Annotated in this window: 12 protein-coding genes; 7 read left to right on the forward strand and 5 right to left on the reverse strand. The window is 32.9% G+C overall.

All coding sequences use genetic code 11. The annotated features are described in order from the left end of the window. The first annotated feature begins 10 nt into the window (after positions 1 to 10). Complete coding sequence (locus ABJD27_RS01630; RefSeq protein WP_348173075.1) at positions 11 to 1,306, forward strand: amidohydrolase; 1,296 nt, start codon at positions 11 to 13, stop codon at positions 1,304 to 1,306. Positions 1,307 to 1,774: 468 nt separating this feature from the next. On the opposite strand, the gene ABJD27_RS01635 is transcribed toward ABJD27_RS01630, so the two are convergent. Together ABJD27_RS01635 and ABJD27_RS01640 are read right to left on the reverse strand one after the other, a co-directional pair. Continuing rightward, positions 1,775 to 2,470 (reverse strand): LytTR family DNA-binding domain-containing protein, encoded by a 696-nt coding sequence (locus ABJD27_RS01635; protein ID WP_348173072.1) that lies wholly within the window; start codon positions 2,468 to 2,470, stop codon positions 1,775 to 1,777. A 1-nt stretch (position 2,471) separates the two neighbouring features. Next, positions 2,472 to 3,464, reverse strand: coding sequence for a histidine kinase (locus tag ABJD27_RS01640; protein ID WP_348173069.1), 993 nt, complete (start codon positions 3,462 to 3,464; stop codon positions 2,472 to 2,474). Positions 3,465 to 3,647: 183 nt separating this feature from the next. Between ABJD27_RS01640 and ABJD27_RS01645 the strand changes: the two genes are divergently transcribed. From ABJD27_RS01645 to ABJD27_RS01665, 5 genes are all read left to right on the forward strand, one after another. Next, the gene (locus ABJD27_RS01645) at positions 3,648 to 4,523 is read left to right on the forward strand and encodes a hypothetical protein (RefSeq protein ID WP_348173066.1); all 876 of its coding nucleotides are present in this window, start codon (positions 3,648 to 3,650) and stop codon (positions 4,521 to 4,523) included. A 145-nt stretch (positions 4,524 to 4,668) separates the two neighbouring features. Next, positions 4,669 to 6,660 (forward strand): serine hydrolase, encoded by a 1,992-nt coding sequence (locus tag ABJD27_RS01650; protein ID WP_348173063.1) that lies wholly within the window; start codon positions 4,669 to 4,671, stop codon positions 6,658 to 6,660. A gap of 346 nt (positions 6,661 to 7,006) precedes the next feature. Beyond that, positions 7,007 to 9,886, forward strand: a complete 2,880-nt coding sequence (locus ABJD27_RS01655) for a T9SS type A sorting domain-containing protein (RefSeq protein WP_348173060.1) — start codon at positions 7,007 to 7,009, stop codon at positions 9,884 to 9,886. A 761-nt stretch (positions 9,887 to 10,647) separates the two neighbouring features. Next, positions 10,648 to 13,812 (forward strand): T9SS type A sorting domain-containing protein, encoded by a 3,165-nt coding sequence (locus ABJD27_RS01660; RefSeq protein ID WP_348173057.1) that lies wholly within the window; start codon positions 10,648 to 10,650, stop codon positions 13,810 to 13,812. 690 nt (positions 13,813 to 14,502) lie between these two features. Beyond that, on the forward strand, positions 14,503 to 19,476 hold the full coding sequence (locus ABJD27_RS01665) for a DUF2252 family protein (protein WP_348173054.1): 4,974 nt from the start codon (positions 14,503 to 14,505) through the stop codon (positions 19,474 to 19,476). Between the two features lie 219 nt (positions 19,477 to 19,695). Here ABJD27_RS01665 and ABJD27_RS01670 read toward each other — a convergent pair whose 3' ends face one another. Beyond that, positions 19,696 to 19,890 (reverse strand): hypothetical protein, encoded by a 195-nt coding sequence (locus tag ABJD27_RS01670; protein ID WP_348173051.1) that lies wholly within the window; start codon positions 19,888 to 19,890, stop codon positions 19,696 to 19,698. 646 nt (positions 19,891 to 20,536) lie between these two features. Beyond that, on the reverse strand, positions 20,537 to 21,421 hold the full coding sequence (locus tag ABJD27_RS01675; protein ID WP_348173048.1) for an AraC family transcriptional regulator: 885 nt from the start codon (positions 21,419 to 21,421) through the stop codon (positions 20,537 to 20,539). Between the two features lie 165 nt (positions 21,422 to 21,586). Between ABJD27_RS01675 and ABJD27_RS01680 the strand changes: the two genes are divergently transcribed. Continuing rightward, entirely contained in the window at positions 21,587 to 21,973 is a 387-nt protein-coding gene (locus ABJD27_RS01680; RefSeq protein ID WP_348173045.1) for a DUF983 domain-containing protein, read from the forward strand. Here the strand turns inward: ABJD27_RS01680 and ABJD27_RS01685 are convergent. Beyond that, a complete protein-coding gene (locus ABJD27_RS01685) occupies positions 21,970 to 23,154 on the reverse strand; it encodes a PLP-dependent aspartate aminotransferase family protein (RefSeq protein ID WP_348173042.1) in 1,185 nt (394 codons plus the stop codon). The two genes, ABJD27_RS01680 and ABJD27_RS01685, sit on opposite strands and share 4 nt — an antisense overlap. Positions 23,155 to 23,198: the final 44 nt, after the last annotated feature.

Raw genomic sequence — 23,198 nt, forward strand, 5'->3', positions numbered from 1 at the left:
AAATTATATCATGAAAATACAACTTATAGCCATACTCTTTTTAGTATTTACTGGAATACTTTCTGCCCAATCAGATAAAAACACTAGTATCTATCAACAAATAGAAAAACAAACAGATATCATCTATAATAGCTTAGTTAATATTAGAAGGGATTTACATATGAATCCTGAAATATCTAAACAAGAAAAAAGAACTTCCAAAGTTGTTGCTGAGTATTTAAGAAATTTAGGATTAGAAGTTAAAACGAATGTTGGAGGAAACGGTGTCGTTGGAATTCTAGAAGGAGGCAAAAAAGGTCGAAAAATTGCTTGGAGAGCAGATATGGATGCTATAAAAACTGATGATCCAGATGTTGTCAGTTTTAAATCTAAAAATGAAGGAGTGAGACACATCTGTGGCCACGATGTTCATACTACAATAGCACTAGGAATTGCAAATGTTTTATCGCAACAAAAAGAAAACTTAGAAGGTACTGTTTATTTCATTTTCCAACCAGCAGAAGAGACCTTTACAGGCGCAAAAGATATGATTGAAGATGGTCTTTTCGAAATTATTAAGCCAGATGAAGTTTATGGATTACATATTGGCCCAGAAGCATCCGGAATGATTAACGTGAAGGCTAATGAGTTATTTGCATACCAGAAAACACTTGCTATAAAATTTAAACCTAATGTCAATAAAAAAGAGTTAGAAAACTTTTTGAACACGCTATTAAAAGGTTTTGTTCGTAATATTGAACAGAATGGCTCACCATGGGACATCATCAATAAGATTACAGATCCGACAATAGGATTGACAAGCAAAGAAACAATTTTTAAGGATTACTTTATTTTACAAGGAGCAAGACTTCGCACAGAGAAGGGTGTTACTTTTTATAATGCTAGTTTTCTTGAAACAGATTTGAAAAAAGTAAATAATATACCTCTTGAAATAAAAAAACAAATCCTTTCTTCAACATTTAAAGATTCTTTTATCTCTATTGACTATTCAAAGGATTATTCAGGAACTCCAATAAATGATCCTGAACTAACAAAAATTGCAACACAAACAATTTCTAGTTTTTATAACAAAGAAATATTTATGCCTCTGTACGGACAAGTTCCATATTTTGGTGAAGATTTTATATTCTATCAACAAAAAGTGCCAGGCGTATTTTTTTTCTTAGGAGGATCTAATGTTGAAAAAGGAATAAGTTCAATGCCACACACCGCCAACTTTGCTGTAGATGAAACCACCATAAAATATGGCGTACAGTCTTTTGCTTCTTTACTCTTTGAGCGAGCTAACAAAAACGCTTCAAAATGAAAAAGGCGATGTATGTTAGACATAGCAGAATTCAAGATGAACCATTGCTAAAACTCTTTTATCAGAGATGGTCAATAAGTAACTATTTGTAATCTAATTATTTTGGAATGTTTTTAGCTAACATTCCAAAATAGTATGGGTTTTTCTACGTGAATATTAAATATCACGTAGAGAATAGTTTTTATACGCTTTCGCGAAAGCGTATAGCAGAAAAATTTATATTATTTAAAAGTAGAGAAGTGGTGACAAAATATGTATATGCTATTACAAATAACATTTATACCATCTATCCTGCGTTCATGTGCTTTTTCTTTTCATATTAAAAAGCAATGTGTTTCTTTGTCTGAGTTGGTTACGTGGTACAAATGACAGCTATATTAAAATCTCAATTTACATGAAGAATTAAACACTTTTTATACAACGACGTAGGAGGGAAGCATAATGTGTATGGAATAGAGGTTAGTTATTTCATAATTTTGCTAAGATTTCCAGTTTTTCAAAGACAACAACCTTATACATAGTACTTACAGGTACTTTTTTATCTTCAATTAACAAATGGGTTCTACTTGCTTTTGAAACTCTATTTAAATTGGCTATGTATGATTTATGCGTGCGTTGGAAATTTTTAGATAATAAAGTAGTAATATTAATTAGTGTTTCAGAAATAAGATACATTCTTGAATCGGTAAAGATTTTTAAATAATTCCCAAAACTCTGAATGTATAGAATTGATTTAAATGATATATTAACTGGCATGCCATCATGTTTTATTTGAAGTTCTTCGCTTTCACTATTTTTTTTAGGGGCTGTTATTTTTGAAGCAGAAACTTTATTTATGGCTTTTAAAAAGCGTTCAAGTTTTATGGGTTTCAATAAATAATCTACAACACCATAATTATAACTTTCTAATGCATACTCAGAATAAGCGGTAGTTAAAATCACTTTAGGTGGTTTTAACATAGAACGCAAAATTTCCATCCCATTAAGTTCGGGCATTTTTATATCAAGAAAAATGAGGTCAACGTCATTTTGTTGAATGAAATTGATAAATTCAAGTGGATTGCCAGTACTAACAACAATATCAAAGTTCTCAATTTTAGAGCAGTACTCCTCTAACACTTTACGTGCTAACAATTCATCATCGACAATACCAATTTTTATCATATTACACGGTTAAATCAACAGTTAAGTTTACATGATATTCGTTTCCTTTATCAGCAATATCTAATGTGTGAGCATTAGGATATAATAGACCTAAACGTCTTCTTACATTTTCAAGCCCTAGCCCGTTTCTATTTGATGCAGTAATTATCGTAGGTTTTGAATTGACCACACTAAAATATAGCCTAGTGTTTTTTATAGTGGCAGAAATATCAATTTTACTCTGCTCATTGGTGCTTTGCGCTCCATGTTTAATAGCATTTTCAACAAAAGGTATTAACAACATTGGTGATATTCTTAACCTTAAAAGGTTGCCTTCAATTAAAAATTCAACAGTACATCGTTTACTGAGTCTTTTTTCTTCAAGCAACAGGTAATTTTCTATAAACTCAAGTTCTTCTTTTAATAATACTGTTTCTTTTTTTGAACTTTCTAATTGATACCGCATTAATTCGGAGAGTTGCATGACAAGATCAGGAGTCTCTGGTGATTGCTTTCGCGAAAGCGCATAAATACTATTTAAGGAATTAAATAAGAAATGTGGATTCACCTGCTCTTTTAAATAGTTAAGTTCCATCTCTTTTTGCAACTTTTCTTTGTCTTCTTTTTCTCTTCTAAACACTATATTTCTTCTCAAAAAGAAGGCAGCCATTCCAGTTCCGGTCGTATATATAAGAAAGAAAACCATTTTATAAACACCATACCAGCCATCCTTTCCATATCCTTTCAAATATGCCCCAAAAAACACACTCCCAATAAGAAGTATTGTATATAAAAAATAGCGTCTCTTATCAAAAACAAATGGAATGAAAACAAAATGATTTATCCAGATGATGCCCATAATTGCAATTGTATAATTAAGACCATGTAAGAAAAAATAATAATTAGTATCAAACTTATCCTTAATCGCCCACATACTTAATACTTCAAGTATGAGTACTAATAAAAAGGCTCCAATATTAAGGAGTATTGTATTCTTTAAAGAGGTTTTAATCATAAACTATTTTAATATCTAATAAAGATACTATCTATAAACGCAAATCATCTTAATTTCTTTATATAAGGGTTATATCAATGACGAAATGGGTTTGTCATTTAACTGTTGTGTTTATCCTATTAATGAATTTACACCTTGAATATACTATACATTTATTCAACATTTTGAATAAAAAAATAAACAATGAGGAATTACAACTTTATAATTTTAATACTTGTATTTACAATGTTTTTCAATTCATGCAATACTGAAAAGCAGAAAGTAAACGATTCTGATTTTCCACGTTTAGAGGATCCTTTTTTTGCGCAAAAACCACCAGGTTTGATTCCTGAAATTTTTGCTCCTCGTATTGTTTCGACAGCACATAGTGAACTAACAACTGCTTTTTCACCAGATGTAAAAGAGATCTATTTCCGCAAATATGATGAGGGGTTAGAAAATGAAGTCTTGGTTGCCATTCAATACAAAGATAATCTATGGGCCGAAACTTTTGAAGTACCCAGAGGAGAACATATTTCTCCTGACGGTAAGATTATGTACATAGGAAACGAATATAGAGAGCGAACCCCTTCTGGCTGGTCAGAGGTGAAACCACTTGGCGCACCGTTTGATTCTATTCCTATTATGCGCCTTACGACTTCATCAAAAAACACTTACTATTTTGATGATGTGTCACTCTTTAATGATAAGCCACCTATAGTAAATATTCATTATTCACGATTAATAGACGGCATATATGAAAAACCGAAAATATTAAACATTGATACGGGAACAACATTGAAATTTCACCCATTCATCGCTGAGGATGAGTCCTACCTAATATTTGATAGTAAAACAGAAAATGGAAATGCTAATATATATATTAGTTTTCGCCAGAAAGATGGTTCATGGGGTGCTGCAATTAATTTAGGAGCTCAAATAAATACAGAACTCTCAGAGGTTCATGGCAGTGTGACACCAGATGGAAAATACTTTTTCTTTAGACGGACTCTTAGCAATGGCGAGAAAAATAGAATGTGGGTTGATGCTGGGTTTATAGAAGCTCTCAGACCCAAATAAGGAGGAACGTATAGAGGACACCATTCAAATGGTAATATTTACCATTTGAATGGTGGATCAATTGATGTTGCAGTGAGTAGACCTTTTTAGTGAACGAGCCAACTGGCGGATTGGAATTATAAATTACAAACACAAAGAATAAAACATGAAAACAACGAAATTATTCATATTGATATGTATTATATCGTTTAATACTGGCTATGCACAAGAAAATAGCGTAAACAGAAACTCGCAGTTAGTGAATGAGTCTTCCTTAGTATTACCACAAATACAAGTAATCCCAATAAAAGATACTAAGAATGATCGACAATATGAATTATATATAGAGCTTCCTGAGAGTTATTCAGAAAATAATGACACGAAATACCCTGTTCTATATTATACAGATGCTATGTGGCATCTCGAAATGCTATCTGGCTCCACTGAATACATGCTGGAAGATGTTATTCTAGTTGGCATTTCTTGGCAAAAAGATATAAAAGAAGAATTAAAGAAAGAGTATGGTCCGCAAGTAAGTAGATATAGAGATTATTCAATAAAGAAATCAAGCAATCCAGAAATTCAAGCAAAGCATCAACTTGGACAAGCGAATAATCATTTGGATTTTATTCGTAATGATGTCATTACCTATGTTGACAAAACTTATCGAACTGATCCAAACAGTCGTACTTATTTCGGCTATTCAATGAGTGGAGAATTTGGCGCCTATATACTACTGTCTCAACCTGATACATTTAACAATTACATTCTAGGCAGTCCAACGGTTAAAAATGAAGTTGATTATTTATCTGAACTTAATACGAAATTTGGTCCTTTCGATGCATCTAATAGAAACTCGAGTCTGAATGCCAATGTTTTTATTGCGTATGGCTCATTAGAAGATGAGATGGTGGTTGAACCTGTAGAGGCGTTTATTAAATTATTAAATGATAGAAGAGATGATGGGTTATCCGTATTAAAAGAAGTGATTGATGGTAATCACGGAACTGCATTCCCTACGACGGCAGTTCGCAGTGTCGCTTGGTTGTCATCCTTGATGAGCCATGTTTCAAGTGATGATTATGATGTCTCATTCTGGGATATTCCACATCTTAATAATCCATATATCAGTACAACACCAGAGGACAGAAAAGATGGGATTTCTATTGGTGAATTATCTGTAAATAATAATGATCAAAATGCAATCCTTAACCTTTCTCAAGAGATTTTTGATGGCAAACATGGAAGCTATGATGCCTTACTCATTTCACACAAAAACAAATTAGTTTTTGAATCCTATTATAAAAAAGGGCGTATCAATTTACCGCATGGACAAGCATCTGCAGTAAAAGCGTATACTAGTTTAGTTTTAGGTAGAGCCATTCAAATGGGGTATCTATCTATGGAGGATCTGAACAAACCATTAATTAGTTTTCTAAAAGATGTAGATCCTAAAAAAATTACCAAAGGCGCCGAAAAAATCACTCTACATAAGGCATTGACCATGCATGGAGGGTTGACTATAGATACTGATGCATGGAAAGACATTGAAAATGACTCCGTTAGATTAAAAGGTCAGGGATTAGTTCAGACGCTTCTTGAGCAAAGCGAAGCTATAACTTCAGAGTCTCAAACGTATTTGTATGGTAATTTCAATCCAATGTTAGTGATGACCGTCATTGACGCCGTTGTTCCAGGAACAGCTGAGCACTTTATTAAAACAGAGCTACTTGACAAACTCGGTATTATAGATTATAAATGGTCAACTCATATTAGTGGTTTGCCAGAAGCTGGATGGCGTGCAAGTATCATGTCTCGCGACATGATTAAATTGGGTAATTTGGTTCTTAATAATGGTAAATTAAACGGCGAACAGCTTATTTCTATTGACTATCTTGATAAAGCGACTAGTGGCATTGTGAAGCCTACACAAGATTGGATGCCTAAAGACTATCGTTATGGTTATTTTTGGTATCAAACACTCGTAAAGGTTGGTCCAAAAAATTATGATGCCTCATTTGCTTGGGGAGGCGGTGGACAACGTATCATAGTGATAGAAGAACTTGATTTGACTATCGTAATCTCTGGTCATGATGGAGAAGATAAAATAATGACCCAAATTTCTGAAATCATTATACCTGCGTTTATTACACAATAATTCCTATAAAATAAACAGCTCAAATGAAAAAAGGTTGAATAATAGCACAATTAGAGCAAGTGTATATAAATTTACTCATGAGTTTTGAAATCTGTGAGATAATGAAGCGCCAAATGATAATGTCTCTATTCTAAATCAAACAGTCGTTAGCCCTTATGATCCTGATGATGGAAAAATAAGGCTAGAATTAGCAAATAATACTATTGATTCACAAATTTTAATAGGATTTATGCTTTTGATATCATTTTAGAAGACAGAGACGAAGGCATCTTCACTAATTTACGTGTTGCTACGTATTTTTAATCTATTTGTTCTTTAGTAGGTTTGTAATTAAACCTATTTCGTTATGAAGCCTACTTTACTTTTTTTACTAGCAACTTTTTTTACCATACAAATTGCTCATACACAGATTATTGATATTCCTGATGTTAATTTTAAGAATGCCTTAATAAATACCCCTTGTGCTGAGTTTACTAATGGCACATCGGGCGATGTCGATACTAATGATGATGGAGAGATACAGGTTTCTGAAGCAGAAGCTGTTTTAATTCTTCGTGTTAACGATGAAAGTATCAGCAATTTGACTGGGATATCTTACTTTACGAACCTTGAAAGATTGTATTGTAAAGACAATCAATTAACGACTTTAGATATAAGTAATAATAACTTACTAACATATTTATATTGCTCTGACAATCAACTAACTTCCTTAGATGTTAGTAATAATATCTCACTAGAGAGATTATTTTGCGAAAACAATCAATTAACGACTTTAGATATAAGTAATAATAACTTACTAACGTATTTATATTGCCCTGACAATCAGCTAACTTCCTTAGATGTTAGTAATAGCACAGGCTTAAGGTGGTTTGACTGCTCCAATAATTTGCTTACTACTTTAGATTTGACTTGGTGCGAAGAATTGGTTCTTTTTGATTGTTCTGCAAATACAACACTTACCAATTTAATCATCAGAAACTATCTTGACAATACCTTTTCAGATATACCACCATTTTTTTTCGGGTACGAAGAGCATATAAATTTTTATGACAACCCTAATTTGGAATCCATATGTGTGGATGAATCAGAAGTAGCGTATATTCAGAATTTATTGAACAGTTATTCTAATATGGATGCCAATATTACTACAGATTGTAATCTTAATTATGTTATCCCTTTTCAAGACATCAATTTTAAAAGTGCCTTGATAAACACAAACTGTGTTGACATAGATAACGACGGAACATTTGATGCAGATGCAGACACAAATGACGATGGAGAAATATCTTTAGGAGAAGCAGGGGCTATTACACATTTAAATGTTGAATCTCAAAATATAGCATCTCTATATGAGATTATATACTTTACATCCTTGGAGTCTTTAACATGTTCTGACAATCAACTCACTGCATTAAATATAAGCCATATCAGTAACCTTGAGATTCTTTTATGTGACCAGAACCAAATTCATTCTTTAGATCTTAGTGAGAACACAAATTTAAAAACGCTTTCCTGCCACGACAATCTATTGACTGATCTGAATATAAGTGCTAATACCAATTTGGAACTACTTTCCTGCGGCGCCAATCAATTAAGCTCCATTGACATTAGTGACAATGTAAATTTGGTAGAATTCTCCTGCGACGCTAACCAACTAACTTCATTAAATATCGAAAACAACACAAATCTGGAGACAATATCCTGTGGAGACAACCTGTTAAGCGACCTAGATGTTAGGCAGCATACAGCCTTGAGGACACTGTTTTGTGAAAACAACGATTTAAGTTCTTTAAATCTTTATAACAACATCAATCTAGAAGCTTTTAAATGTAGCGGAAATGCATTTGTTTCTTTAGACCTGCGTAACAATTCACAACTCAATGAACTGTATTGTAATTCTAATCTTCAACTAATTAATCTAATATTAAGTAATGGTCAAAGCTTTGAAAATTGTCCTGATTGTATGTTAGAGCTTGCAAATAACCCCAATTTAGAATTCATCTGCGTTGACGAAGAAGAAATCGGTTATGTGCAATCCTTGGTAGATAGTTATCCTAATACAAACCCCAATCTAAATACAGATTGCTCTGCTGCCCCCATCATCTATTTTGAAGATGAAAACTTCAAATATGAGCTTGTTAATTCCTGGACTGTAAGATTTTTTAATAATGGTATTTGGGGTGATGCAGATACAAATGACGATGGAGAGATTAGTATCCCAGAAGCTGAAGCGGTTATATCATTGAATGTTTTCGGTGATGATTTATCATCACTGGCTGGTATTGAATATTTTGAAAACTTGACGCATTTGTACTGTCAGGATAACCAATTTACAACCTTAGACCTCAACCATAATGTTAACTTGAAACATCTTCAGTGTGGTAATGAGAGCCTTAGCACTTTGTATATAGAAAATTGTACAAAATTGGAAACAATTTACTGTGTTAATGCTGGACTTACCGGTAACCAAAACCTAAGTAATTTCCAATATTTAGAATATGTAAACTTTTCTAATAATGCTTTGACTAGCCTGAACGTAAACAATTGCCCCGTCCTAGAAACACTGTATTGTAATAATAATCAACTAACATCTTTAAATGTTAACAACTCCTCCAATCTTAGAACATTTTATTGTAGAAATAACCTATTGACTACCTTAGATGTGAACGATAATATAAATCTTCGTGCTTTTGGTTGTAGGTATAATCGATTGACAAGTATAGATGTAAGCCATAGCCCAAATCTTGTATATCTATATTGTGATGGCAACGCACCACTCACTAGCTTGTTTATTAAGAATGGTTATAACTATGTTTCTTGTCCTGCGGATAACAATAACTGCGATGTCACCTTTTCTAATAATCCAAATTTAGAATTTATTTGTGCCGAAGACGATATGCATACCTATTTTCAAAATAAGTTAGACACTTACCAAATCACTGGTGCAACGATTAGTAGTACCTGTACATTGAGCACCAATGATTTTATAGCTAATTCGTTTACAATGTATCCTAATCCTGTTGAAAATATACTAAACATTGTGGGTAACGATGCCATTAAAGCTGTTTCTATATATGATATTTCAGGAAGGCAACTGCAGACTATTTCGTTTACTGGTAATAAAACAGAAATTAGTATAGATACTGAAGGGTTAGTAAACGGCACGTATCTAATTAAAGTAAAAACAGAACAGGGAGAAGGTGTCAAGAAAATTATAAAAAAGTAAGGTTGTCACTCTGATACAGGCTTATTTACAGTGGTGGCAGATTAATAGTCAGAATTTCAAATTTAAATTCTAAATGCTCTTAAACTACTCAAATCAAAAAAAGTTGAATTATAAGACAGTTAGAGCAAGTGTATAGAAATTTACTTGTAGAGAAATTTTAAGCTGTTGTGACTAACTTATAAGAATGTCATAGAAAAAAAAATGCAGGATGTTTCTATTATAAGGATATTCATATATAAAACGACAACTAAGCAATTTTATACTTCGACAGGCTCAGTACAGGCATAATGATTGATTATGGAATATTATAAATGTTCTATAATGTTCTATGTGGCGCCTGCCCTGAGCTTTTGCCGAAGGGTCACTTTGCTTTGGAACGGTCGAATGAAAAAGGTCTAGTAGACCTTTAGAAGTAGGAGCGAGTTGGCGTTTATTAACCCAATTTTCTTGGATTTTTTCTTTCTAAGGGTTCTTTAAAATGTAATGAAACCCTTCAGGGCTCACGAGCACCTATTTATCAAATAGGAGAGGAGCGAGTAAATACGCTTTGCCCGAAGCGACGATAGGAGAGAAGTGGAAATCGAAGAATGAGATTCACGATTTCTTAAAACAATAAGGATGTATGAGTAATGTGTGTGGAATGAGATTCTTCTCCCTGATTTTTAAATTTCAAGTACGTACCTACTCTTAATTTATTCGTACTGCTACGTATTTTTAATCTATTTGTTCTTTAGTAGGTTTGTAATTAAACCTATTTCGTTATGAAGCCTACTTTACTTTTTTTACTAGCAACTTTTTTTACCATACAAATTGCTCATACACAGATTATTGATATTCCAGATGTTAATCTTAAGAATGCCTTAATAAATACCCCTTGTGCTGAGTTTACTAATGGCACATCGGGCGATGTCGATACTAATGATGATGGAGAGATACAGGTTTCTGAAGCAGAAGCTGTTTTATTTCTTTATGTTAACGATAAAGGTATCAGTAATTTTACTGGGATATCTTACTTTACGAATCTTGAAAGATTGGATTGTAATGACAATCAATTAACCACTATTGATTTAAGTAATAACCCAAATCTAAGGAAACTGTATTGTAAAGACAATCAATTGACAACCTTAGATTTTAGTAATAATACCTCATTAGAACTATTAGATTGTGATCGCAACAATTTAACGTCTTTAGATATAAGTAATAGTCCTTTATTATCCTCTTTAAGTTGCGGAGGGAACCAATTGACAGCCTTAGATGTAAGTAATAATACAAGTTTATTGGAATTATCTTGTTGGGGCAACCAACTAACAGCTATAGATGTTAATAATAATTTAATGCTTGAAAGTCTGATTTTCGCTGAACAATTAACAACTTTAGATGTAACCAATAATACAAATCTAAAGATACTCAACTGCAATTCAAATCTGTTAACATCATTGGATATAAGCAATAATATAAATCTTGAAAGTTTAAGGTTTACAAACACTCCATTGACATCATTAAATATAAGTAATAATATAAACCTTGAAAGTTTAAGATTTACAAACACTCCATTAACTTCATTAAATATAAGCAATAATATAAACCTTGAAAGTTTATGGCTTTTAGACACTCCATTAACATCATTAGATGTAAGCAATAATATAAACCTTGAATATTTAACGTTTAAGAACACCCAATTAACAACATTGAATCTAAGTAATAATAGTAGACTTGAGGAAATATATTGTAATGAGAATAGTCTACTAACAGGCATAACTTTTGGTAGCAGTTACCTACATCTTAAAACCTTAAATTGCAAAGGCAACCAACTAACTTCGTTAAATTTAAGTGACCTAAATCATCTTGAGTTTGTAGAAGTATCAAATAATCTATTAACATCCTTAGTCTTAAACAGCACGTATCTTGATGAATTACGTTGTAATAATAATCAGTTGACATCATTGAATCTTAGTAATGCCATAAACCTCCGAGAGCTATTATGCCATAACAATCAATTGACCAGTATAAGTCCTAATAGCAGCAGCCTTGAAAGGCTTTTCTGCGGCAGCAATCAATTGACTACTCTAAATTTGAGCGATGTTGAAAACCTTACTGATTTAGATTGTCACAACAACGCGTTAACTAATCTTGATGTAAGTAATAATACCTTACTAAGGTATTTAAGGTGCGAAAATAATCAATTAGCAACCTTAGATGTAAGCAACAATACAAATCTTTTGTCCCTGGAATGTAATGACAATCAATTGACGGATTTGGATTTTAGTACTAATGTAAATCTCGAGTCTTTGAAATGTCATAACAATCAACTAACTATGTTAGATTTGAGTGCAACAAATTGCCGCACTTTATTTTGTGGCAATAACAATTTAATCAGCTTAAACATAAAGAATGGTGTCATACATGATACTGATTTTTGGCCTTTCATTAACTTGAACACAACTCTTAGGCTTGAGGACCTACCAAATCTGGAATTCATTTGTGTAGACGAGGACGAAAGAGTATTTGCTCAAGCCATGGTAGATGAATACACCACTACGAATCCTGCTGTTAACTCTTATTGCTCGTTTACTCCGGGAGGTACATTCTATACAGTTACTGGTGAAGCCAATCTTGATTTTGACAATTCAGGTTGCAATCTAGACATTTCTTTCTTTAAGCTTAATATTACAGACGGCAGTACTAGTGGAGCTTTCATTACAGGAACTACAGGAGATTTTGAAATTCCACTACAAGATGGAGTTTATACTATAACTCCAGAAATGGAGATTCCGGAATATTTCAATATATCACCTTCCAGTTTCAATGTAAATTTCCCTACAGATGCTAGTCCATTGACCCAAGATATTTGTGTCACACCTAATGGTGTTAAAAATGACCTTGAAATAACGATATTACCTTTAGCTAATGCTAGACCTGGATTTGATGCTCATTACAAGCTCATTTACAAAAATAAAGGAAATACAGTTTTGTCAGGAAGTGTTGATTTAACATTCCAAGATGAAATCATGGATCTTGTATCTACCAATCCTTTAGCTGATTCGCAAACTGTAAATAACTTAAGTTGGAACTATACCAATTTATTGCCATTTGAGAGTCGTGAAATTATAGTTACCATGAATCTTAATGCATCAACTGAAACACCGCCCTTAAATTCTGATGACATTTTAAATTTCACAGCTAATGCGAACCCAATAGCTGGAGATGAAACACCAGACGATAACAGCTTTACGCTACAACAAACAGTGGTTAATTCTTTTGATCCTAACGATAAAACCTGTTTAGAAGGCGATACTATTACATCTGACCACATTGGTAATAATGTACATTATCTTATCCGTTTTGAAAACACAGGTACTGCTAATGCAATTAATATAGTTGTTAAAGATATTATTGATACGAGTAAATTTGATATCTCTTCGCTATTTTTAATAGACGCTAGCCACGAAGTTGTAACCAGAATTACAAATGATAATACGGTAGAATTCATTTTTGAAAACATTAACTTACCCTTTGACGATGCCAACAATGATGGTTATATCGCTTTTAAAATTAAAACCCTAGACACCTTAGTTGAAGGAGACACCTTTGAAAACGATGCCGAAATTTATTTTGATTTTAATTTTCCTATTATTACAAATACTGCAACAACATTTATTGAACAAACACTTAGTGTCAACGAATTTTATTCTGAAAGCCTAAACATGTATCCTAACCCAGTAGATAATATACTAAATATTGCAGGTAACGATGCCATTAAAGCTGTTTCTATCTACGATATTTCAGGAAGACAATTACATACTATTTCGTTTACTGGTAATAAAACAGAAGTTAGTATAGATACTGAGGCATTAGTGAACGGCACTTATCTAATTAAAATAAAAACAGAACAGGGAGAAGGTGTCAAGAAAATTATAAAAAAGTAAGGTTGTCACTCTGATACAGATTTATTTACAGTGGTGGCGGATTATAAAGAATATTAAAATTAAACAAGAAGCAAAACCTAAATATTTAATGATCTAAGTACTATAGTTTATTATGTGTACAAATCTTCCTGGGATATATTACACGCATTTATTATGATTAATCATAAAATTAATTATAATGAACTGTGAGATGATGTGGCTGAAAAATAGAACCCTAGAGGTATATAATGCATCTTTGTTATAAATAGCTTCACCCACTAGGTAAGCCTATTTATATAGATGTACTATAATGTTTTGCGTTATGTAATTTTGCTTTGGTAAAATCGAAGTTCTTATCTCAAAGCTTCTTTGATTTTTTCTTTCTAAAATCTTCTTTAAAAAATGTAATGAAACCCTTCAGGGTTCACGAGCACCTATTTATCAAATAGGAGAGGAGCGAGTAAATACGCTTTGCCCGAAGCGACGATAGGAGTGAAGTGAGAATGTGTATGAAATGGGATTATTCTCTCTGATTTTCAATAAATTACGGAAACCCGTAAATATTTTCTTATACATTTATGTATATTTAGTTTCCTCAAATTCTGAATTTTATATTACAATCCTTACTGAATCTACCTATTAATGGGTATTGTATTAATCTTTTTTTATTAATTAATTAAGGTTCATTTTTAAAAACTTAAGATTATGTGTATGTTCAATAAAGGGGTATTTCTATTTTTTGCTTGTTTGAGTTTTACATCTTTCTCCCAATGTGTAAAACCTATTACCAATGAAAGTAAGATATCTCAATGGGATGATATTAGGAACATTCAGGTAGACGGTAGAATTAACAAGAACATTAAATTTGTTCAAACCATTTCAGGAACAGGTGTAAGGGAATTGAATTTGGACTATTATTCTATAGTAATTGACAAACCAAATGATATTGATGCCTTTTGGAATAAATTTAGATTGAGTTTCAACGATCTTATCTTCGAAGACGGAAAAATAGAAACTCTATATGGTTCATTTCAAACCTACGCTAAGAGTGACATAGAAAAATGGGAGTCAGACAATCCAATTGGCGCTTTAATGTCCTTTACAATGTTGGGGGTTGGGAAAATTTATAGAGAAGGCGGATCCGTAGTACTCTCTTGCTATTCTAAAAACCAATGGGTCTTTTCAACAGTGACTACCGATAAAGACGGGTTCCATCCTGTAAGTGGAAATAGAGCCTTTGGATATATTGATAATGCGGATGGATCAATTACCATATACACCAAAGCCGCTGATCGCTTGACGGAACCAGAAGCCTGGAAGGAACTCTTTGGAGGAGAATTAACCATGAGACCTTCCACACTATTCTTTGGAGATCAAATATGGAAAACATTCTTAGAGGGAATCGAAAAAAAATATAAGCACCTAAACCCAAGAAATAAGAACAATGGAATTATTAAAACAGTGCCTTATGGGGATGAAACCGACAATAGCATATTCAGAAACTTAAAAGATAATATTAAGTTCCTCATCCCCTCAGAGTATAAACCAGTTGAGAATGATTTCCTCGCAGGAATAGAAGATTATCCCCAAGCAGAGATGTATTACCAAGAAAATTTAACAGGGACTAGTATAGAACAAAATATTGCTTCAGCTAAGCAAAAAGGTGATACTGAGAAGACAGGATATTATTCGGGCATGCTATGGGCACATGAATATAAAAATGGGCTTAGAAACAATTTAAATTATTATGTTGATGACTTAAACTTTCCACATAACCTCAAGGACCAGTATGATCTTAGTGCTATTTCCAACGCTTGTTTTTCAAACACTATACAGCAACAATTAGATTTCAACTCTGACAGTGAATTGCTGCTAAATCTATTTCAATCAAGATCCGTTTTAGACAAAACATCTCCAGCATTATTTCAGCAAAAAATAATTAAAAACCTTCTTTCAGCTAATAATTTACTTGAACAGCTAATAGATCATTCAGAAGATCAAATAATAGAAAATGTCCAACAAGAAATAGAGCGGTTTAAAGAGGTGTTGATAGAAACTGGTTTAAACAATTTAAGTCAGGAAAATGATATCCCTCAAGGAATGACCCAAGCCATATTGAGTTTAAATGACCTTATCAACAAGAAAATTTCATGGGAAGAGTTTGAACAACAAATGTATGATAACATTCACCAGTATATTTACTGGTATGCGCGTGTTACAGGCTACTGTATTTGCACACCTCCAAAATGTAGCACTTTTGAAGCAATATGCACAGGGTATTATTATTACAATTTCATCAAAGATTGGGATGGTTCTTTGAAAGATGTAAGTGGACTATTGAAGGCATTATATCCTGAACTCGAAACATATGGCGCAATTGAAAATTATGAATATTATCAAGAATTGCAGGCATACTATGACAAGATTAAATTGGCATTAGAACTATATGAAAAATCTGAAAGAATTAAATCGATTATAGATGCTTTTGAACGTGTATCGGAAAATCTCAACGAAATTCAACAACTAAATCTAAATAATAGCTTAGAAATTGATATACAAGCACGCGTTAGTAGATATACTGATTTGCTAAACCAATTACCCCAAGATAAGAAGGCCATATTATCATTTCGAGCGAGTGAACCAAATCAGTTATCTGTTCTTTTAGACTTACATCGATTAGAGAAATTGTCCTATGATCTCGTGAGCGATGTTTCCCTAATAGATCTTGAATTGAGCTCAATTCTTGGTGCTGAAGAATTCATGTCTGGATTAATAGATGCAATTACAGTATTCGCCAAGATATTAACCACTGAGTTAACACCGATAGTTAATGATTTTGAAAGAAGCTTACGCCAAATAGACATAAGAACATATAATATGCTTATCGCTCTATATAGTTTATCGAATGATTTAGATATCGAGGGCAAGATGATTATGGATGGAATAAACAGGGCTGCTATGGAATACGCAACAGTAAAACTTATTGAATCAAATACAACACAAGAAATTATTCCGTTTTCAATTAACTCAGTTGAAGTGATTACACCTTTAGTACTAGACGATTCAATATACTCACCTAATTATTCCAATCTGCTATCGAAAATGGAATCTTTATATAAGTTCCAATCTTATAGTAATATTCGGAAAAGGTTCAATGAGACGAAGTCTTCTTTTTTTTACTTTAGGCAATTTCCACCATATTTTTACGATAAATTGAATCATAAACTAAGGCTGAACAATCATTATTCTAGTTTCGAAGGTCTATCAAAAAACTACAGGGGTTGGGTAATGGGTGATGTGCATCCTCAGAATTTTGGAACTATTATGCCACTCGATAATTCGGGTCAGTTGAAACTGGTAATGAATGATCCAGATGATGGTGGCGAAGGCAGTTTATTTATGGATTTTACTCGTTTTGTGGTCGGAACTGAATTGTTGTCAAAATCCATATATCAAAACAATTATGATCAACTCATTCAAGCTTATATTGACGGTCTTAGATTAAAGGACAGGCCTATTTCTAAAGAAACAAGTCGCCTATTAGAAAGCAAAGATTTCTATGAGAATCGGTTAATAAAATCAACTAAAATCCGGGAAGGAAATTTTAGAAAAGATAAATATTTGGTCCCAGTTCAGTTCACGGAACCACTTGATTCTATGGATTTAGTAGTTGCAGAAAAAGAGATTCGCATATTTTTTCATAAAAAGGCACAAATAGAAGATAGCTATAAATACAAACGATTAAAGGGGGGGTCAGGCGGAAATGGGAGATGGGAAGTTTTGGTATCACTTGATTTAAAAAATATCAATGGTCACTCTTTAGGAAAAAATTATTATTGGATTGAGTTCAAAATGCTAGGATTGATACCAGGGAACTACCCGTCTAGTCATACCGATTATGAAAAAATCGAAATCAACGGTGATTTAGTACAGTATGCAAAAAATAGATACAGATCAAACATTCTTGTGGGACAAGGATTAAATGCACTCCCATTATATAAATTTGTAGAAACCAATGATGGCCCTGCAATGATGCGATATCGCTATGAGGGTAACTTATTCTATCCCGTTAATGAACTAAAGTATTATAACCAAGATGCTTTATTGGACGTATTGAAAGATCAATCATACCTATTAGGAAAAATACAGAATTCAGGATATTCTATATGGAATTCAGACGATTCCAGTGAAGTTCGGTTCTCAGAATACATTTCTAAGATCGAAAATCTAGATAAAAAAGCCTTCACTGGACTCATTGATGAAATACGTTTTGAGATGAAGTCCGATTTTCTTGAAATTGATTCAAGGGATCGTTCACTCCTGCAAGACATCTACAAGATTGTTAGTTTAACCAATAATGAACGTAGAGAGTTGGAAAACTTAGTTATCAATGAATATGAAGACCCACACTTTAATGATCAGGCTAGACTAAGCTTTTTCATAAAGGAACGATTCAATGAAGATGAAGAGATCTTTACAAATATTAAAGATTTAATAGTGGCTATTTTCAAACGTGAATCTGCAAACAATGTGGAATCCAATTTAGAAATAGATGATCCTAACAAAATTGGCATTTATGAAATCAATTTCAGACCAAAAGATGTTACCTATATCGAAACAACAAAAGGGTGGAAAAAAAAGGATTTCGAATATATCATATTAGTAAATATAAGTAATGACACAATATCCTTTGGGAACCTACAATTCAACAAAGGAATTAAGCATGATTTCCCCGATGATTTAGTAGTACCTAAAGGTGAACTCTTACTATTAGCAAGGAACGTCGAAGCTGTTAAGTATCGATATGACTTTGAAGATCTTCAGATGTCCTATGAAGGGAATTTTGATAGTGGCTATTTGAATCGCAGTGACGTATTGGAGTTGCACAACTATAAACAAGACCGATTTGGTCGAGTCGTTGAGGAAAAACTAATAGACTTAAGTTATGACTGGAGTGATAATGCGATCGCCAGAAGTGTATTTAATATGGAAATACGTACAACTATTAATGAAATTGCTTCGATCCCAAAATGGCAGATTATTAGTCGAAAGACTAAGTATGCCATGATAGATAGGTTGATTCCAATTGCACTCAACTATAAAGCGATTGGAGGGGACTTGAATGATTTTTTTATTTTACAAAATAGCTCTGACCTTCCTCTTGATACTAGAAATTTGAGTCTAATTGGAGAAGTAGATCGTAATCTTCAGACTATATTGAAACCTCGAGAAATACTTCTATTATGTCAAGATACAGTGAAATTCAAAGTTCAATATAACCTATCCAATAAATATAAATTAAGGCAATATTCAGGTCGACTTGGTAATAAAAAGGGAACCATCCGCCTTACGAGTATTGTAGGAAATGACAGCCTTACATTATGGAAATTGAAGTACAGAAAGAATTGGTTTTCTGGTGCTAACGGTAACGGAAAAATGATAGTACCAAATAATGTTTGTGATGATTTGAAATTACTAGAAGATAAAACAGGTTGGAAAGAAGAAACTTACAATACAAATTTATCAATATCAAATTCTATTTGTATTTCACTGGCAAAGATTAATCTATGTGGAGAAAGGTATAAAGGAGACCAATGGGAAGAGACTTCTGAAGATGGTACCATTAGACAGTATGAATGTATTAACATAGACAGTATATTAATACCTGTTCAAATACAGAATTAGAAATAATTGAAGCAGACTCTGTGGCTTAACAATCTAATGTAAGACTATGTACAAATAGCCGTATTGCGATTTATAACTTTGCTTTAGGAGAAAAGTGATTTATAAATGTTCACTTTTTCTTTTAAGATTTTCTCCCTAAAACTTTCTTAAAAAATGTAATGGAATACTCTTTACCCGAAGCGACGATAGGAGCGAAGTGGTAATGTGTATGGAATGGGATTATTTCTTGCCTGTTGAATAATTAACTCGTTTTTTAAAATCAATAATTTCATCTTTGAGTTTCTTATTAGCATTTTCTATTAACTCATTCTGAAGTTTCATAACCCTAAGCAAATCGTGGATTGCATTTAAATTATCAAGTTGAGTATATACTACTTGTTCTAAATCTGCTTTTGTATATCTTGAATTACCCATAAATTATATCATATACGCAAATTTTGAATCATTCTAAAAGGTTAGCTTTTTTATGGCGGTGGCTATGCGGTTGGAAATTGTGTTTAGAAATACGGCATAAAAATAAAAGTCTAGTAGACTTTTTATTTTATGAGCGAGTCAATGCTGTTGGACAAGCGTTTAATTTATAAAAAGCAATCGAGCCTGCCTGACGGCAGACAGGCGCATAGGCAGCGGCAATTTTACATAATGGCGAATTATAATACATTTTTATAGTTACGATGTTTCTTGAGAATCGCGTATTTAAAAAATGATGAACCATTGTACAGAATATTCAATTTAAACGAAAAGTAAAATACAAATGTTTAATGACCCAAGTACTATAGTTTATTGTGTCTACAAGACTTCCTGGGATATTTTACATAATAGAGAATTATAGCTACACATCTAAATTAATCTTACGAAGCCACAATTAGCGTGACATAATTACTAGATATAAACCTAAAGGCATTATATCATTAATTATGTCAAATATCGCCCAAAAGCGCTATTATGCTAATTGCTATAAAATGTACTATAATTTATATTATGTAAAATAGAATATTTAACACCATCACCCACTATACAGGCTTTAAAACAAAATATCTTTTCTATAAATACATATACGCTATACACCAACACTGTATTTCTTTTTAAAATCATAAGGCGTCATTCCTGACTTCATTTTAAATAACTTAGAAAAATATGCATAGTCATCATAACCTAAGGTTTCTGATATACTAGATAACGAATGATCCGTATGTACGATCAAACGTTTTGCTTCTAGCATCACACGTTCCATAATAACTTCGGTAGTTGTTTTGTCTATGGTATTTTTTGTAATTCTATTTAAATGCTTTGGACTTATATGTAACTGACTTGCATAAAAACTAGCCGACTTTTCTTCCTTAAAATGTATTTCAATAGTTTTCTCTAGAGTTTCTAATGCTTGTAAATATGCTACAGACGAAATCACTCTCGTATTGGCTACAGCCGAATAATGTCTAGCCAGATCCATATAGACCAAATTAATAAGATTGGCTATCTTCTGTTCTTTATATGGCAATTGCATATAGTATTCTGTATTAATCTCTTTAAAACGAACCGCTATTGCGTCAGTATCTTCTATTGACAATCGTAAAAACGGCGAATTGATTTGTGAGAAATAAAATGGAAACTGCGACAACTTGCTATTTGAAAAATGAAACTCATAAAAATCCTGTGTGTGAAAAAAAATATATCCTTCTGGAGCATCATCAAATTTCCATGAATGTGTTTGTCCTGGCTTTAAGAAAAAGACACTCCCCGGTCCTACGTCATAGCTATCAAAGTCAATTTCATGAATTCCTGTTCCTTTGGTGAATAAAACACATAAGAAAAAGTCATGTTTGTGAGGCGTATGAATAATATGTTCATTGGTCACAAGATGTGTACTCAAGACATTACTATAGATCTCTGCCGATGCAATTTCTTTTTCAAATTGCTCAATATGTAAAATTGGAATGATATTCATAAATCAAGATAATGTCCTAAAAATACAAATTATAGTGTTAATTCTATGAATAGATAACTTCTTTGTTTATATACCTTTGTATTGTATTTAATGTAGTACTTATAATAACAATAAGGCGTGTAAATTGCATATAGAATATGTCTTATTACTAATTCTTCAGATACGATGGCACTTTTAAAAGGAACCAAAATATACAGTATTGTAAGCGGAAAATGTCCGGTTTGTCATAACGAAAGCATGTATTCAGAAAGAAACCCGTACATCCTTTCACAAACATTACACATGAAAGAACGTTGTGGACATTGTGACACTAAATATAAAATAGAACCCTCTTTCTTTTATGGCGCTATGTATGTAAGCTATCCCGTAGGAATCATCTTTGCTGGCATCACGTTTATACTATCCTATCTAGTGTTTAACTTAGATTTGATTCCTACCTACATCATTATGGTGGCTGTCATGATTGTTAGTTTACCCATTATTTTACGCCTATCTAGAAATATTTGGATCAATATATTTATGAAGTTCAAAAAAACAACTTCGCTACCCTAAATTAAAGCTAATGCTTGTTCTAAGTCATTTAGAAGGTCATCAGCACTTTCTAGACCAATAGAAATACGAATATCTCCTAAAGAGATTCCCATGGCTGTAAATTGCTCTGGAGATAACTCTTTTAAGTAACTAATGGCTGGCGCATAAATTAAACTCTCATGACCTCCCCAACTTACACCAATTAAAAATAATTCCAATCCGTTAAAAAAGGCTTTTATTTTCTCTATATCATTCGTTTCTAACTGAAAAGATAGCAAACCTGTATATCCATTCATTTGCTGTGTACCGAGTTCATACTGTTCATGACTAGGCAATCCAGGATAATTTACTTTGGTAATTTTTGCATGTCCTTCTAGATATTGAGCAATCTTCATAGTACTTTCCTGATGCTGTTTTAAACGCATAGGTAATGTACGCAAGCTTCGTAATAATAACCAAGCTTCCATAGGAGCTGTTTTCATTCCTAAAAGCTCATATTCATGATGAAAAATAGCATCTACATCTACCCTTTTACCTATCACAACACCACCTACAAGATCACTATGTCCACCCATATACTTTGTGGTGCTATGAACTTCCAAATCAATACCCATTGCTAATGGTTGTTGGTATAATGGCGTTGCCCACGTATTATCAATCATGGTTTTAATTCCATGTTTTTTGGCTAAAAGTGCTATTTCGCTAATGTTCTGTAATGAAAACACCGCAGACGATGGACTTTCTAAATAGATCAGTTTGGTGTTTTCTTGTATCGCTTTCGCGAAAGCGGATACCTCCTTACCAGAAATAAACGTTGTGGTAATGCCCATCTTTTTTGAGAGATAGTTGGTCAGTAAATTATTGGCAGGACCATAGACATTTTTAATCGTAATCACATGATCATTGGGTTCTAAAAAATGCATACAAGAAGCTGTAATAGCTGCCATTCCTGATGGGAATAGTTGCGCCTTCTCCCCTCCTGCCATCATCGCAATCTTCTCCTCTACCATCTTTACCGTAGGATTTTTACCCCTCGAATAAATATAACGATCTATACGATTATCAAAAGCCTCATCTATGGCATCCCAATCTTTAAACGTAAATAACGAATTTTGAAATATCGGAGGAACCACTGCTCCGTGATACGCATGCCTGTCTTCGGCATGATGCGCTAGTAGTGTCTCTATCTCTTTTTTCTTCATGGTGTAAACTATAGAGATCAAGTATAGCTAATAAAGGAATTACA

This window comes from Dokdonia sp., from assembly GCF_039945015.1.
Taxonomy (GTDB): domain Bacteria; phylum Bacteroidota; class Bacteroidia; order Flavobacteriales; family Flavobacteriaceae; genus Dokdonia.